The sequence below is a fragment of the Antarctobacter heliothermus genome (assembly GCF_900188425.1).
GTDB classification, from domain to species: domain Bacteria; phylum Pseudomonadota; class Alphaproteobacteria; order Rhodobacterales; family Rhodobacteraceae; genus Antarctobacter; species Antarctobacter heliothermus.
Map to the genome: position 1 here is coordinate 62,659 of NZ_FZON01000004.1, position 14,440 is coordinate 77,098.

13 protein-coding genes are annotated in these 14,440 nt (G+C 63.2%); 2 read left to right on the forward strand and 11 right to left on the reverse strand.

The window, feature by feature from the left end:
- Positions 1 to 141 precede the first annotated feature (141 nt).
- A complete protein-coding gene (locus CHB90_RS03285) occupies positions 142 to 729 on the reverse strand; it encodes a L,D-transpeptidase (protein WP_089276426.1) in 588 nt (195 codons plus the stop codon).
- A 166-nt stretch (positions 730 to 895) separates the two neighbouring features.
- Here CHB90_RS03285 and dalA point away from each other — a divergent pair, with 166 nt between their 5' ends.
- Positions 896 to 1,462 carry a divisome-associated lipoprotein DalA gene (dalA, locus tag CHB90_RS03290; protein ID WP_089276427.1) on the forward strand — a complete coding sequence of 189 codons (567 nt, stop codon included), beginning with the start codon at positions 896 to 898 and terminating at the stop codon, positions 1,460 to 1,462.
- 55 nt (positions 1,463 to 1,517) lie between these two features.
- On the opposite strand, the gene CHB90_RS03295 is transcribed toward dalA, so the two are convergent.
- The 9 genes from CHB90_RS03295 to hslO form a co-directional block, all read right to left on the reverse strand.
- A complete protein-coding gene (locus tag CHB90_RS03295; RefSeq protein ID WP_089276428.1) occupies positions 1,518 to 2,009 on the reverse strand; it encodes a L,D-transpeptidase family protein in 492 nt (163 codons plus the stop codon).
- A gap of 33 nt (positions 2,010 to 2,042) precedes the next feature.
- The gene (locus CHB90_RS03300) at positions 2,043 to 2,855 is read right to left on the reverse strand and encodes an ion transporter (protein ID WP_089276429.1); all 813 of its coding nucleotides are present in this window, start codon (positions 2,853 to 2,855) and stop codon (positions 2,043 to 2,045) included.
- Between the two features lie 4 nt (positions 2,856 to 2,859).
- Entirely contained in the window at positions 2,860 to 4,089 is a 1,230-nt protein-coding gene (locus CHB90_RS03305) for a class I SAM-dependent RNA methyltransferase (RefSeq protein ID WP_089276430.1), read from the reverse strand.
- 76 nt (positions 4,090 to 4,165) lie between these two features.
- Positions 4,166 to 5,998 carry an ABC transporter ATP-binding protein gene (locus CHB90_RS03310; RefSeq protein ID WP_089276431.1) on the reverse strand — a complete coding sequence of 611 codons (1,833 nt, stop codon included), beginning with the start codon at positions 5,996 to 5,998 and terminating at the stop codon, positions 4,166 to 4,168.
- On the reverse strand, positions 5,995 to 7,860 hold the full coding sequence (locus CHB90_RS03315) for an ABC transporter ATP-binding protein (RefSeq protein ID WP_425426584.1): 1,866 nt from the start codon (positions 7,858 to 7,860) through the stop codon (positions 5,995 to 5,997). The genes CHB90_RS03310 and CHB90_RS03315 overlap by 4 nt, the downstream gene beginning before the upstream one ends.
- A complete protein-coding gene (locus CHB90_RS03320) occupies positions 7,857 to 9,701 on the reverse strand; it encodes an ABC transporter ATP-binding protein (protein WP_089276432.1) in 1,845 nt (614 codons plus the stop codon). The genes CHB90_RS03315 and CHB90_RS03320 overlap by 4 nt, the downstream gene beginning before the upstream one ends.
- 173 nt (positions 9,702 to 9,874) lie before the next feature.
- Positions 9,875 to 11,038, reverse strand: coding sequence for a CCA tRNA nucleotidyltransferase (locus tag CHB90_RS03325; protein WP_089276433.1), 1,164 nt, complete (start codon positions 11,036 to 11,038; stop codon positions 9,875 to 9,877).
- Entirely contained in the window at positions 11,035 to 11,637 is a 603-nt protein-coding gene (locus tag CHB90_RS03330) for a CoA pyrophosphatase (RefSeq protein WP_089276434.1), read from the reverse strand. The genes CHB90_RS03325 and CHB90_RS03330 overlap by 4 nt, the downstream gene beginning before the upstream one ends.
- A complete protein-coding gene (hslO, locus tag CHB90_RS03335; protein ID WP_089276435.1) occupies positions 11,624 to 12,607 on the reverse strand; it encodes an Hsp33 family molecular chaperone HslO in 984 nt (327 codons plus the stop codon). The genes CHB90_RS03330 and hslO overlap by 14 nt, the downstream gene beginning before the upstream one ends.
- A gap of 78 nt (positions 12,608 to 12,685) precedes the next feature.
- On the opposite strand from hslO, the gene CHB90_RS03340 reads away from it, so the two are divergent.
- The gene (locus tag CHB90_RS03340) at positions 12,686 to 13,129 is read left to right on the forward strand and encodes an NUDIX domain-containing protein (RefSeq protein WP_089276436.1); all 444 of its coding nucleotides are present in this window, start codon (positions 12,686 to 12,688) and stop codon (positions 13,127 to 13,129) included.
- A gap of 15 nt (positions 13,130 to 13,144) precedes the next feature.
- Here CHB90_RS03340 and CHB90_RS03345 read toward each other — a convergent pair whose 3' ends face one another.
- On the reverse strand, positions 13,145 to 14,431 hold the full coding sequence (locus CHB90_RS03345; RefSeq protein WP_281256067.1) for a PP2C family protein-serine/threonine phosphatase: 1,287 nt from the start codon (positions 14,429 to 14,431) through the stop codon (positions 13,145 to 13,147).
- Between the last annotated feature and the right edge of the window lie 9 nt (positions 14,432 to 14,440).

Consider the following 14,440-nt stretch of genomic DNA (forward strand, 5'->3'; position numbering starts at 1 on the left):
CTCCAAGTAATCGCCTATCGCGGTCATTATTAACCATACGACAGGCACCCAAGACTTACCTCGTAACTCTGTCTAAGCAGTATTTCAGAGGCTTTGCAATTGCTTCTTGGGGACCGGATTTGGCCCCCAAGCCCTATGTCGTCAAATTAGCAACACCTGTGTTCCGACGACGGCCATTTCATACAGTTGCTCGATGTGTTCGTTGTACAAACCGATGCAACCGTTGGACGACCGACGCCCGATCTTGCGGGTGTCGTGGGTGCCGTGGATGCGGTAGTAGGTCCATCCCAGATGCAGCGCGCGGGTGCCCAGCGGGTTGTCCGGGCCGGGGCCAACATAGTCGGGCCACTCGGGGTTGCGGATCTTCATCGAGGGGGTCGGACGCCAGTCCGGGTTGGGGTCTTTCAGCACCACGCTGGTGCGGCCGCGCCGGGTCAGATCCTCTGTCAGTGGCACCGAAGAGGGGTACAGGAAATAGGTGCCGTCCTGCCGCCAGTAGTGCAAGGCCCGCGATGAGATGTCGACAAGGATCGCGCCCTTTGTCAGGTTGCTGAAATAATCCTGCCAAGCCAGCGTGCGAAAGCTGGAGACGTTGCGGCGCACGATGCTGGTCACGTCACGCTCTATCTCTGTGCTGTCGTCCTGGGCCAGAAGGGGTGTGCCGATCAGCGCCGCGCCTCCGGCCAGGAATGCGCGGCGGTCAAAGGGTTTTCCTGCCGAATGGGTCATGGTGCAATATCCTCGGGGATGTTTTTGCTGTTGCAACATAATATGGCGCGAATGCCGCAGTCGCAATTCAAACGCTTGTCAACCGGCCTACTCACGCCGATGTGGGTTTGATTGGCAACGCGTCCTTCGGTATGGCAGGGGAAACGAAGAAATCAAGAGCAGCCACATGAACCGACGCGCCTTCCTTGCCATGTCTTCCGCTGTCGCCATGGCCGCCTGCACCACGACACCCATCAATACAGAGCCGCGCTTGGGCCCGGACGGTAAGCCGCTGCCACAGGTTTACCGGATTTCCAGTGGCCAGACCGGCCGGATTCAGTACCGGATGCTCGATTCGGTGAACGCACTGCGCAAGTCTGCCGGTGTTGCTGAACTGACGCTCGACTCCAAGCTGAACGCCGCCGCCGCCACCCATGCCCGCGACATGTCGGTGCAGAACCGGCCCTGGCACTTTGGGTCGGACGGATCGTCGCCCATCGATCGCGTGCGCCGGGTGAGCTATGCGGGACGTCTGGTGGGGGAAACGATTTCGGAAACTTACGAGACAGAGCTTCAGACCCTCGGCGCCTGGATGGAAGTGGAGAGCACGCGGAACGTGATTCTCGACGGATCTGCGCGCGATCTGGGATTTTCTTGGTTTCAGGAACCCAACGGCAAGATCTGGTGGTGCATGATCGTCGGCGCGCCCGGCGGCGGCGGTGCCGTGCCCGGCGGGACACCGACCGCCAGCTGATCGACCGGCACCCGGCGCAGGGCGGGGGGTTGCCCCACCGCCCGCCTGACACCCATCACGGCTGAATCGTGATCGGTGTTCCGTTTTTCACCATCGAATAGACTTGGCGCATCTCACGGTCGGTCACGGCGATACAGCCCGCCGTCCAGTCGCGCCCGCTCTTGCGATACTCACGCGGGCGCCCGTGGATAAAGATGTCGCCACCCGGACTTTTGCCCAGTTCGCGCGCCTCTGCGCGATCCTCGTTGTTCGGGTAGGACACGCCGATGCTGAGGTAGAACTGACTGTTCGGATTGCGCCGGTCGATGATGTAGGTGCCTTCGGGTGTTTTGCCGTCACCCTCGACCTTCTTGTCGCCCTCGGGCGCAAAGCCCAATCCAACATCGTAGCTTTTCAACACACCCTGACTGCTGAGCAGGTGCATCCGGCGCTCCCCCTTGTCGACAACCACATGTGTGACCGCCGGTCCATGATAGGTCGGAAACTTGCCACACGCCGCTGCGGAGAGCCCAAGCGTTGCCAACAGAAGAACCCTGAGAATCGTCATTTTACTGCCCCGTTCGTTTTTCGGGATTCTACCTCAATCGGGGCGATTTGCGTAGCTCACGTTTTCGCCATCGCGCGCCTGTTCGCCTAGACGCCGCTCGATCGCCTCCAGCCGGGCCAGAACCTCATCGCGGTACAGATCGGTGCGTTCGTTGTCCTCTTCGTGGTGGGCGTCCTGCATCGAGTTCACGATCAGACCCACCAGCAGGTTCACCACCGCAAAGGTCGTGACCATGATGAAGGGTACAAAGAACACCCAGGCGTAGGGGTAAACCTCCATCACCGGGCGCACGATTCCCATCGACCAGGATTCCAGCGTCATGATCTGGAACAGCGAATAGGCCGACATCCCGAGGTTCCCGAACCAGTCGGGAAAGCTGTCGCCGAACAGCTTGGTCGCCATGACGCTGCCGATGTAAAAGATGATCGCCATCAGCAGGAAGACGCTGCCCATGCCCGGCAACGCGGTGATGAACCCCTCTACCACCCGCCGCAACCGAGGTGCGACAGAGATCACGCGCAACACCCGCAGGATTCGCAACGACCGCAACACGGACAGTCCGCCCGCGCCGGGCACCAGAGCAATGCCGACAATCACAAAGTCAAAGACGCTCCACCCGCTGCGGAAAAAGCGCATCCCCCGCGCCACCAGCTTGGCGGCAATCTCGACGATGAAAATGCCAAGACACAGCCTGTCCAGCGCCGTGATGAACCCGCCGAAACGGCTCATCAAGGTCTCGGATGTTTCCATCCCCAGCACGACGGCGTTCAATATGATGACGGCAATGATGGCGTTCTGAACACGGGGCGCGTCGACGAAGGCACCGACGCGGGCGCGGAAATCCATGGGCTCACTTCTCCAGCTGCAATGAGGCGACAAGTTCCACATGGGTTGACCAGCGGAACTGGTCAACCACCTGCACCCAGTCAAGGCGATAGCCCGCCGCCTGCAACCGCACACAGTCGCGGGCAAAACTCACCGGATTGCACGACACATGCGCAATGCGCGGCACCCGTGCACGGGCCAATTCCGCCACCTGCGCCTCTGCCCCGGCGCGCGGCGGGTCGATCACCACCCCCTCGAAACGCACCAGCTCATCCGGCAGCAGCGGGTTGCGGAACAGATCGCGCACCGCATGGGTGACATGACGCAGCCCCTGCGCCTGCCGCCAACCCAGATCCAGCGCCAGGGTCATGGCCTTGTCGCCCTCAACCGCGTGGACGCGCGCCTTTTCGGCCAGCGGCAGGGCAAAGGTGCCGCAGCCCGCAAAGAGATCGGCAATATAGCTGGCCCCGTCCAGCGCCTCCTGCACAGCCGCCAGCAGCGCCGCCTGCCCGCTTTCCGTCGCCTGCAGGAACGCGCCCGGCGGCGGCACAACCAGCGCCGCGCCAAACCGCTGATGCGGCGGCAAAAACGTCAGCACATCGTCATCCCAGGCCAGCCGCGCCAGCCCGTCTGCCTGCGCAATCGTGGCCAATTCGGACCGCAGCGCATCGTCGATCGGCTTGCCGCCGGTGACGACGATATCCAGTCCCGACAGGCTTTCCGTCACCAGAACAGACAGTTCGCCCTTGCGCGACGCCCCGACAACCGCCAGCCGCTCGATCAAGGGCAACGCCCCGGCCAGGGCGGGCGTGACCAACTGGCAGCCCGGAACGGCCACGATCACCTCCGACGCCTTCTGGTGAAACCCGACAAGCGCGCCCTTCTTGGTCCGGCGCGCGGAAAAACTGGCGCGGCGGCGCGATTGCGTCGGAGAGGTGAAGGTCGGGCGCAACGGTGCGGACAGGCCCTGCGCCTCCAGCGCACGGCGCACCACCTCTTCTTTCCAGCCGGTGACAAACCCGTCCGAAGCGTGCTGCAACTGGCACCCGCCACAGGATTTCGCATGACGACAAGGCGGCGACACCCGGTCGGCCGAGGGTGTGACAATGCGCGGCGCGGAGATGGTGTCCCCCGTCACATCCCCTTCGACCACTTCACCCGGCAAGACGCCGGGCACAAACACCGGCCCCGGCGCGATCCCGTCGCCGCGATGGCCCAGCCGTTCGATCGTCACCTGTTGCGCGCCGTCGGACATGCTCGACCCCTTGCTGCTTCTTCTCTGTTAAAAATACCCAATATCCGCCACCCGAGGCGGGCGCCAGCACTGCGGGCTATTCCGCGGCCTCGGACCCGATGAAACCGCCCGATTGGCGCTCCCAATAGCGGGCATACAGACCCCTTTGCGCCAACAACGCCTCATGTGAGCCTGCCTCGACGATGCGGCCCTGATCCATGACCACAATCCGGTCCATCTGGGCGATGGTCGACAGGCGGTGCGCGATGGCGAGCACGGTCTTGCCCAGCATGACCTGCTCCAACGCGCCCTGGATCTCTGCCTCGACCTCCGAATCCAGCGCGCTGGTCGCCTCGTCCAGCACCAGAACAGGCGCATCGCGCAGGATCGCGCGGGCCAGCGCGATGCGCTGCCGCTGTCCGCCGGACAGTTTCACGCCGCGTTCACCCAGCCGTGCGGCATAGCCGGTGTTGCCCCGGTGATCCGTCAGACCAAGGATGAACTCATGCGCCGAGGCGCAGCGCGCGGCCTCGAACACTTCTGCGTCGCTGGCACCGGGACGCCCGTAGCGGATATTCTCCAGCGCCGAGCGGTTGAACATCGCGGTTTCCTGCCGGACCACGGCAATCTGGCGGCGCAGGGCGTGCTGGGTCAGATCGCGGATGTCGGTGCCGCCCATGGTGATGCGCCCTGATTCGACATCATACAGCCGCAAGAGCAGCGACACGGCGGTCGATTTACCCGCCCCCGAGGCCCCCACCAAAGCGACCTTTTCACCCGGCGCAATGGTCAGATCGAACCCCGCCAAGGCGCGAGACTCTCCGCCATAGGCAAATCCGACCTTGTCGAACCGGATTTCACCGGCCTGCGCCTGCCCCATGGCATCCGCGCGGTCCACAATTTCATGCGGCGGGGTCAGCGTGCCGATACCGTCCTCCATCTCTCCGATATTGGTAAAGATCGACATGGCCGTGCGGCCCAGACGGTTGGTCAGCATCGACAGCCGGGTGGTGATCATCGCCGTCACGGCGATGTCCCCGGCGCTGGCGGTGCCGCGGCTGTACAGGTAAAGCGCGCCAAGGATCGACACCACCGGCAGGATGCCCCCCAACGTCATCAGCACCATGCGGAAGATCGCCGAAAGATCGCCGAAATCCAGCGCGCGGGCGCGGTAGGATTCCAGCGCGGCACGGGTGGCGGCATCTTCGTCCTCGTCCCGCGCGAACAGCTTGACCGTGGCGATATTGGAAAAGGTGTCGACGATCTGCCCCGTCACAACAGTGCGCGCTCCGGCGCGGTCCTTGGACAGCTTTTGCACACGCGGGATGAAATAGCGCAGCGCCAGCGCGTAAAGCACCGCCCAGACGACAAAGACCCCCAGCAGGCGCATGTCGATGGCGCCCAAAAGCAGAAAGGCCCCGGTGAACATCGCCAGCGCGTAGACGATCACATCGGTCGTCTCCAGCACCAGATCGGTCAGCGACCGCGCCACCTGCAACGCCTTCTGGCTGAGCCGCCCGGCAAAGTCGTTCTCAAAGAACCGCATCGAATGGCCCATGACGTGGCGGTTCAGACGTTGCAGCACCATCGGGAACAGGTTTGGCCCCAGCATCACGCCGGACACACCGGCATCAAAGACAAACAGAACCGGACGGATCAGCAGGAAAAACACCAGACCAAAGACGATCAGACCCCAGTACGGCCCCCAAAAGGCCCCCTGCCCCGTGACCTCTGCCCCGTCGATCACCCAGCCAGTAAAGCGCGCCGCGACCAGTTCGGACACGCCGGTCAGCGCGGTAATCAAAACGGCCAGCAGGACCGGGCGTTCCGCGCCTTTCAGCGCCCAGCGTGTAAAGGCCCACAGGCCTTGCGGCGGCGCGCCATCGGCGGGCTGGAACGGGTCGATCTGCGGCAGGAGGCGGCGGATCATTCAGCCGCCTCTGTCGCGTCTTCGCCCAGAAACCCGCCCGATTGACGATTCCAGTACCGCGCATACAGCCCGCCCAGCGCCAGCAGGTCATCATGGGTGCCCTGTTCGGCGATGCGGCCCTGATCCAGCACCACGATCCGGTCCATGCTGGAAATGGTCGACAGGCGGTGCGCGATGGCCAGCACGGTCTTGCCCTCCATCACGCGGGCCAATGCCTCCTGGATGTTGGCCTCTACCTCTGAATCCAGCGCGCTGGTCGCCTCATCCAGGACCAGGATCGGCGCGTCCTTGAGGATCGCACGGGCCAGGGCGATGCGCTGGCGCTGTCCGCCGGACAGCTTGACGCCGCGTTCGCCCAGATAGGCGGCATAGCCCTTGCGCCCCCGGAAATCGCCCAGTTGCAGGATGAACTCATGCGCCTCGGCGCGTTTCGCGGCGGCAATCACCTCCAGTTCACAGGCGTCGGGTTTGCCATAGCGGATGTTGTCCAGCGCCGAGCGGTTGAACATCGCGGTTTCCTGCGTGACCATGCCGATAGCCTTGCGCAGGCTGGCCTGCGTCACGGTCGACACATCGGTGCCGTCGATGCGCACCTGCCCGCTTTCGGTGTCGTAGAGCCGCAACAGCAGCGACACCAAGGTCGATTTCCCCGCGCCGGATGCGCCGACGATGGCCAGCTTTTCGCCCGGTTTCACGGTCAGCGACAGGTCCGTCACACCGCCGGTCCGCCCGCCATAGGCAAATTCGACCGCGTCAAAGACGATCTCTCCCTCGGGCACAGTCAGATCCACGGCACCGGACTGGTCGGTCAGGGCATGGGGCACGCTGAGGGTGGACATGCCATCCTCGACCTCTCCGACATGGCTGTAGATCACCATGAGGGTAAAACTGATCCAGCCGGTCATCTGCGCCAGCCGGATCGTCACCGCGCCCACGGCGGCAATGTCGCCGGGCGACACGCCCGCACCGTGAAAGGCGATGGCGGTGCCGACCATGATCACCGGCAACAGCCCGGCGATAAAGATCAACCCAAGGCGAAAGGTGGTGGTCGCCTCGCCAAAGTGCAGCGCCTTGCCGCGCAGGGATTCCATCGCGCCCAGCGCGCGGCGGTCCTCATGGCTGTCGCCGGCAAACAGCTTGACCGTCTTGATGTTGGATATGGTGTCGACGACCTGTCCGGTGACCATGGCCTGCGCCTCTGCCCGCGCGGCGGATCGCGCGCGGATCTGCGGCAGCATCAGCCGCAGAAACCCCAGATACAGCGCAAACCACCCCGCCAGCAGCACCAGCATCAGCGGATGGATCGCCCCCAGCAAGACGGCGGTGCCAATCACCGTGGCCAGACCAAAGGTGACGGCGTTGACCGTCTCGATCACGATTTCGGTCAGCGACCGCGCCGCCTGCACCTTTTTCTGCGCAATACGTCCCGCGTAGTCGTCATCGAAGAACGTGACCGACTGGCCGATGGTCCAGCGATACAGGCGTGCCAGCACCAGCTTGAAGATATTCGGCCCGATCATCACCGATTGCGTCAGGGCCAACCCGCCAAACAGCAGCGGCCGCGCCACCAGCAGCAGCACGACGGCCAGCATCACCAGCCCGCCGTGATCCGACAGAAACCCCTGATCGACCGGCCCACCCACGGCATCGACGACCCGGCCCAGCAGGTACATCGACAGCACCTCTGTCACACCGGCGGCGACAGAGATCGCCACCCCCAGCCCGATGATCAGCCAGCCGCCCTGCAAAGCCCACAGGATGAACGGCCACAACCGATCCGGCGGCATGCCGTCCGCATGACGTTCCGGGTCGATAAGGTTTCCGGCCCGATGGATAAGGTTTTGGTAAAGGGTTCGCATCATTCCGCCGCCTGCGTATCAGGATCAAGAAAGCCGCCCGATTGGCGCGCCCAGAAACTGGCATATAGGCCACCCTGCGCCAAAAGCGCATCATGGCTGCCCTGTTCCACGATGCGGCCCTCCTCCATGACCAGAATGCGGTCCATCTGGGCGATGGTGGACAAACGGTGGGCAATGGCAATCACGCTTTTGCCCTGCATCATCCCGTAAAGGGTATCCTGAATCGCGGCCTCTACCTCTGAGTCCAGCGCGCTTGTCGCCTCATCCAGCAGCAGGATCGGTGCGTTTTTAAGGATAACACGCGCCAAAGTCACCCGCTGACGTTGCCCGCCCGACAGTTTGACCCCGCGTTCCCCAACCTGCGCGTCATAGCCACTGCGCCCCTCGGGGTCCGCAAGATCAAGGATGAACTCATGCGCCTGCGCCTGTTTGGCGGCTTCGATCATCTCTGCCTCTGACGCGTCGGGACGACCGTACAGGATGTTGTCGCGCACCGACCTGTGCAACAGCGCCGAATCCTGCTGCACCATGCCGATGTTCAGCCGCAGACTGTCCTGCGTGACCTTTGCGATGTCCTGCCCGTCGATCAGGATGCGCCCCTGTTCCACGTCGTAGAACCGCAAGAGTAGTTTCACCAGCGTCGACTTGCCTGCCCCGGACCGACCCACAAGGCCGATCTTTTCCCCCGGCGCGATGGTCAGGGACACGTTGTCCAGCCCGCCAGAGCTGCGCCCATAGTGGTGGGTCAGACCTTCAATGCGGATCTCTCCCAGCCCCATCTCCAGCGGTTTTGCATCGGGCGCGTCCAGCAGGGTGATCGGCTGGGCAATCGTTTCCATCCCCTCGGCCACCACGCCAAGCTGGCGGAAAAACGTCGTCAGCGCCCACATGATCCAGCCGGTCATGGCGTTCAGCCGCAGCGTCAGCGCCGTTGCCGCCGCCACCGCCCCGGTCGAGGCCGCGCCCTGCATCCACAGCGCGATGGCCCAGCCAACCACGCCGACAATCAACACGCCGTTCAGCAGAACCAGCACCACGTCCATGATCGTATACAGCCGCATTTCGATCTGAAAGGTCTGGCGCGTATCCTCGATCGCCTCTTTGGCGTAGTCCAGTTCGCGGGAATGATGGGCGAACATCTTGACCGAATGGATGTTGGTATAGCTGTCCACCACGCGGCCCGTGACCTTGCTGCGCGCGTCCGACGCCGCCTTGGACGCGGGACCGACGCGGGTCACGACCCAGCGCATCAGCACGGCATACAGACCCAACCAGATCACCAGCGGGATCATCAAACGCGGGTCCGCATCGCCCAGCAGAACCAGCGCGCCGATCAGGTAGGCCAGCGAAAAGGTGATCGCGTCAAAGACCTGGAACACCGCCTCACCCGCGGCCGGGGGCGTCTGCATGATCCGGTTGGCGATCCGCCCGGCAAAGTCGTTCTCGAACCAGCCAACCGACTGGCGCAGCACATGGGCATGTGCGCGCCACCGGATCAGTGTGCCGAAATTGGGCATCACACCGTTGTTCAGCAACAGCACGTCCAGCGCCTGCACCAAAGGGCGCAACAGCAGGATGAACACCGCCAGCCCAATCAGCGCGGTGCCGTGATCCTGCCAGACCTGCGTCGGATCACCGGACAGGATGTCGACCACCCAGCCCATGATCCAGAGCAACCAGATCTCGACCGCTGCCACAACAACCGAACTGGCCGCCGTCCAGGCAAAGATCGCCCGGAAGGGTCGGGCGTAATCCATCAGGAACGGCAGCAGGCGCTGCGGGGGAACATCCTTTTGCGGATAGGGCGCATAGGGATCGACGAGATTTTCAAAGAAACGGAACATGCCGGGGCGCTCCTTGGAGCAAATAGACAATGAAAAGGTAAAACGGGTCTGGCCAAAGCCTGCCCGCGCGTGCAGGTCGGCTCAGCCGAAGCTGATATGAATCCTGTCACGCACCATCATGTCTCCCGGGGAAAGGTTGAGTCGGAACTTTCTAGGACAGAAAAAACAGTCTGTCACCCCTCGTCAAGCCAGCGGCGCAGGTCCGCCTTGTCCGGGATGAACCCCTGAGCGATCCAGTGTTCTTCGGCCCGACGCAGCGCATCGCCAAGGGCGGCACCCTGATAGCTCGGCATCAAGTCTTTGGCTTTCAGAGGGAATTTGGCCTTCGCACCTTTGGCGATTGGCGCAGTTATGTCCTGCGGCAAAGGGCTGCCGAAACTGGCCGCGCGCAGGGCCACAACGGTTTGCGCCACGTCTGGCCCCTGCCGATAGGCCAGTTCCGCCGGGCCTTCCGTACTGCCCATGAGGTCGCGGTAGAGGTGCAGCTTGCGTTGTGCGGCCTTGGACAGGCGCAGTGCCTCACCGTCAAAAAAACCCAGCACTGCCATGCGCGCCATCGGATCGGGGGCGCGGCCCAACGCCGACTCAAACATCAGATAGGGGCCCAACGCGGTGATCCCGGCCCCCGGCAGGACATGGGCCAGCACGCCCAGCCGTTCCATCACCGAAATCGCAATCAGCGGATCGGGCGCCTTCAACAGCTTGACCAGTTCCACGCCCACCCGTTCGCGCGACAACAGATCCAGCCCGTCGATGTTGGCGGCGATTGCGGCCAGGGCATCCGGATCCATGCCCGCGTCCGGGTCACCATACCACGCCGAGAAACGGAAAAAGCGCAGGATGCGCAGGTAGTCCTCCTTGATGCGGGTATCGGCATCAAGAATGAACCGAAAATGCCGCGCCTGCAGGTCTGGCAGGCCGCCCAGCGGATCAATCAATGCGCCACGGCGGTCCGCATACAGTGCGTTCATGGTAAAATCGCGCCGCACCGCGTCCTCGTGAACATCATCGGCAAAGCGGACCACGGCCCGACGGCCATCGGTTTCCACATCCGCGCGAAAGGTCGTGACCTCGAACCCCTCCCCACCGGCGACCACGGTCACGGTGCCGTGGTCGACCCCGGTGGGCACCACCTTGAGTCCTGCGGCCTTGGCCAGCGCCATCACGCGGGTCGGGCGGGCATCGGTCGAGATGTCCACATCAGAGACCGGCACGCCCAACAGCGCGTTGCGCACACAGCCGCCAACCGCATAGGCCAGATGACCGGCGTCCTCCAGCATGGCCATCACGGTCTGCGTTGCCGGGGACCGCAACCAATCGCCGGTCACACGGGTCACGAATGGACCCAGTCTGCCAGTGCGCGCAGCATCCGGGCCGTCGCACCCCAGATGTAATACGGGCCGAACGGCGCAGTGTAATACAGGCGCCGTTGCCCGCGCCAGCGCCGTCCCTGAACAGAATAGCGCGCCGGATCAATGACATGGGCATAGGGCACCATGAACACCTCTTCGACTTCTCCCGGCTCTGGCACCGGGGTGAAATCGCCGTGCACCAGCCCGATGACGGGCGTGACCAGAAAGCCGGTCACGGTCTCATGCGGCGGCAGTGTGCCCAGCACCTCGACCTGCGCGGGGTCAAGCGCCACTTCCTCGTGCGCCTCACGCAGAGCGGCGGCGATCTCATCCGCGTCGCCCGGATCGACCTTGCCGCCGGGAAAGGCGATCTGGCCGGGATGGTGTTTCAACCGGCTGGAGCGTTTGGTCAGGATCAGGTCCAGCCCGTCATGCCCCGGTTTGAACGCCGCCAGCACCCCGGCAGGGCGCAGCTTGCGCCCCTCAGTCAGGACAACCGCAGGGTTCAGGTCGAAATCGGACGAGGGCGCGCCGGTGGCTTGGGGCGCCCGGCGCAGGGCCGTGATCTGATCACTTGTTGCCATCAGCGCTGAACCCCACGGTGGCCGGATCAAGCTCATAATGCGCGCCGCAGAACTGGCAATCGGCGGTCACAAGCCCCTCATCCGTCGTCATGTGGCCAATGTCCTTGGCCGAATAGATCGACAGGCTTTGGCGCACGCGATCCTCTGAACAGGTGCAGCCAAAGCGCACCGGCTGCATCTCAAAGACGCGCGGTTCTTCCTCATGGAACAGGCGGACCAGCAGATCGGTCGGCGGCACGCTGGGGCCGATCAGTTCCAGTTGTTCCAGCGTCGCAAGGTGGGCATTCACCCGGTTCCAGTTTTCTGCGGCGTCTCCGTCCACCAGATCCCCGGCTTGCAACAGACCCTCCTCACCCGACCCGCCATCCTTGGCAAAGGGCGAGGCCTTGGGCATGTGCTGCAACATGATGCCGCCCGCACGCCAGTGTTCCGGCACACCCGGTTCCGTCGAGCGGCCGTAGGACAGCGCAAAAGTGGTCGGCAATTGTTCCGACTGGGCGAAATAGGCCGCCGCGCAGTCGGACAGGTTGTTGCCCGCGATGGGGGTAATGCCCTGATAGGGCTGCATGCCCTTGCCTTGGTCGATCATGATCGCAAAGTAGCCCGCGCCCAGTTGCTGAAACGGCGGCGCATCGGTGATGCGGTCTTCGTCATAGCTGGCATAGGCGCGGATGCGGGCAGGCTGCCCCTCTTCTTCGGGACCGTAGTAATCGGTGGCGATCATCCGCACCGGGCCATTGGTCTGGACCTGCAGGGACAGTTTCCATCGCAGTTTGACGGTCTGGCCGATCAAGGCGGTCAGCAGAGCCATCTCTGCCACCAGCGCCTCAACCGGGGCGGGGTAGTTGTGTTGTTGCAGGACGCCGGACAACACACCGTCAAGCCGCGCAACGCGGCCGCGCATGTCCGACCGGTCAAGCTGAAAGGGCAGGACTGTGTCGTCCCAGGCGATTTTATTGCCGATGCTCATGGGGTTTCCTTGTCTGCCTTTGGCTGGCATATCGCGTGCATATAGGACCAATAGGGCGGGACGCAAAGGGGGCCGGACATGACGCCACGGTTTGGCAAGCCGCCACAGATGGACCGGCGGTATACGCTGAGGCCCGGCGCATATGCAATCCTGCCGCGCGATGGCCGCCTGCTGTTGACCCGACAGGACGCGCCCTGCCCGGAGGTGCAATTGCCCGGCGGCGGGATTGATCCGGGCGAAAACCCGTTACAGGCGCTGCACCGTGAGATCTTTGAGGAGACCGGCTGGCGGATTGCGCGGCCGCGCAGGCTGGGCGCGTTCCGCAGGTTCACATTTATGCCCGATTACGGCCTGTGGGCCGAAAAGCTCTGCATCATTTATACTGCAATGCCCGTGTGCCCGCATGGTCCACCGACAGAGCCGGGCCACACGGCAATTTGGCGCACTCCAGAGGCCGCAGCGCACGAATTGGGAAATCCGGGGGACCGCGCCTTTGTCCTGCGCCACGGAACGTCCGGATAACGACACAGCGGCAGGTCAGTCGGATCCGCGTTTGTCCTTGAGAACGTCAAATTCCAACAGAGTTGCCGATACGTCGTCGCTCAGCTTGCCAGCGCCGTCCATCTGCTGGGTCAGTCGCCAGTACATGTCCTCAAGGATTTCCGGCCCGTTGCCGCAGCGCGCACTTTCGCAAAAGATCCTGACCAGGCCGTCATCGCCCAACATTTCACCGTTTTTCATCACGGCCTCGGTGAATCCGTCCGAATAGAGCAACAACAGATCACCCGAGCTGAGGGTGAAATCATGCTGGTCGTAAGACACCTCATCCACCAAACCAATGGGCAGACCCCCGTCCCCGATAAATTCATGGCTGCCATCGGGATGCAGCAGCAGCGCGGGGGAATGTCCCGCCTGAACCATGCGCATTCGGCCCGTGGTCAGGTCGGCGGCAACATAGGCAAGGGTCAGGTATTCCTCGACCCCTGGATCGGCAGACAGTCTTTGGTTTAGCAGCCGCGCCGTCTCGGCGGGTTCGCGCATGGCGTAAAATTGATCAAACCGGCGTTCCAGCGCGATGTTCTGTTCCGGGAAGGTGGAGGAAAGATAGCCCGCGACCCGCGCCGTCACCATGGCCGAGGTGATGCCGTGGCCGGACACGTCGATGCTGTATAATCCCAACCGTCCGAAACCGGGTTTGAACATGCCCACAAGATCCCCGCCGACGTGGCCGCAGGGATGCAACAACAGGCTGACCCGCGATGTCAGGATCTCACCCACCCGTTCGGGAACCAGCGATTGCTGGATCGTGCGGGCCTGGCGCAGATCATTGTCGATGGCCGTGTGGATTTCGCGCAGCTCATCAAAAGCCTCGGACACCTGGCGGTTCTTTTCGGACAATTGCCGTTCCATGGATACGATCCGCTCACCCGCAGTGATGCGGGCGCGCAGTTCGGGGGCATTGACCGGCTTGGTCAGAAAATCGTCCGCCCCCGCATCCAATCCCTCTGCGATGTCGCCCTTTTCGCTCTTCGAGGTGAGCAGGATGAAATAACCGTACCCCTCTGTTTTCAACTCACGAAAGTGCCGACAAAACTCAAGCCCGGTCATGCCGGGCATCATCCAGTCTGACAGCACAAGATCGGGCGGATGTTGGCGGCAGATCTCCAGCGCAGCCTGACCCGATTCCGCCGTCAGCACCTCATACCCCCAACGGCGGACCATGGTTTCCACCATCTTGAGTTGCGCACGGCTGTCATCAACGACCAGCACGCATTGGATTGCGCCAGTCACTTCGGATGGAATGCCTTTTCTCTGAGTCTGCAAGGCGGACCC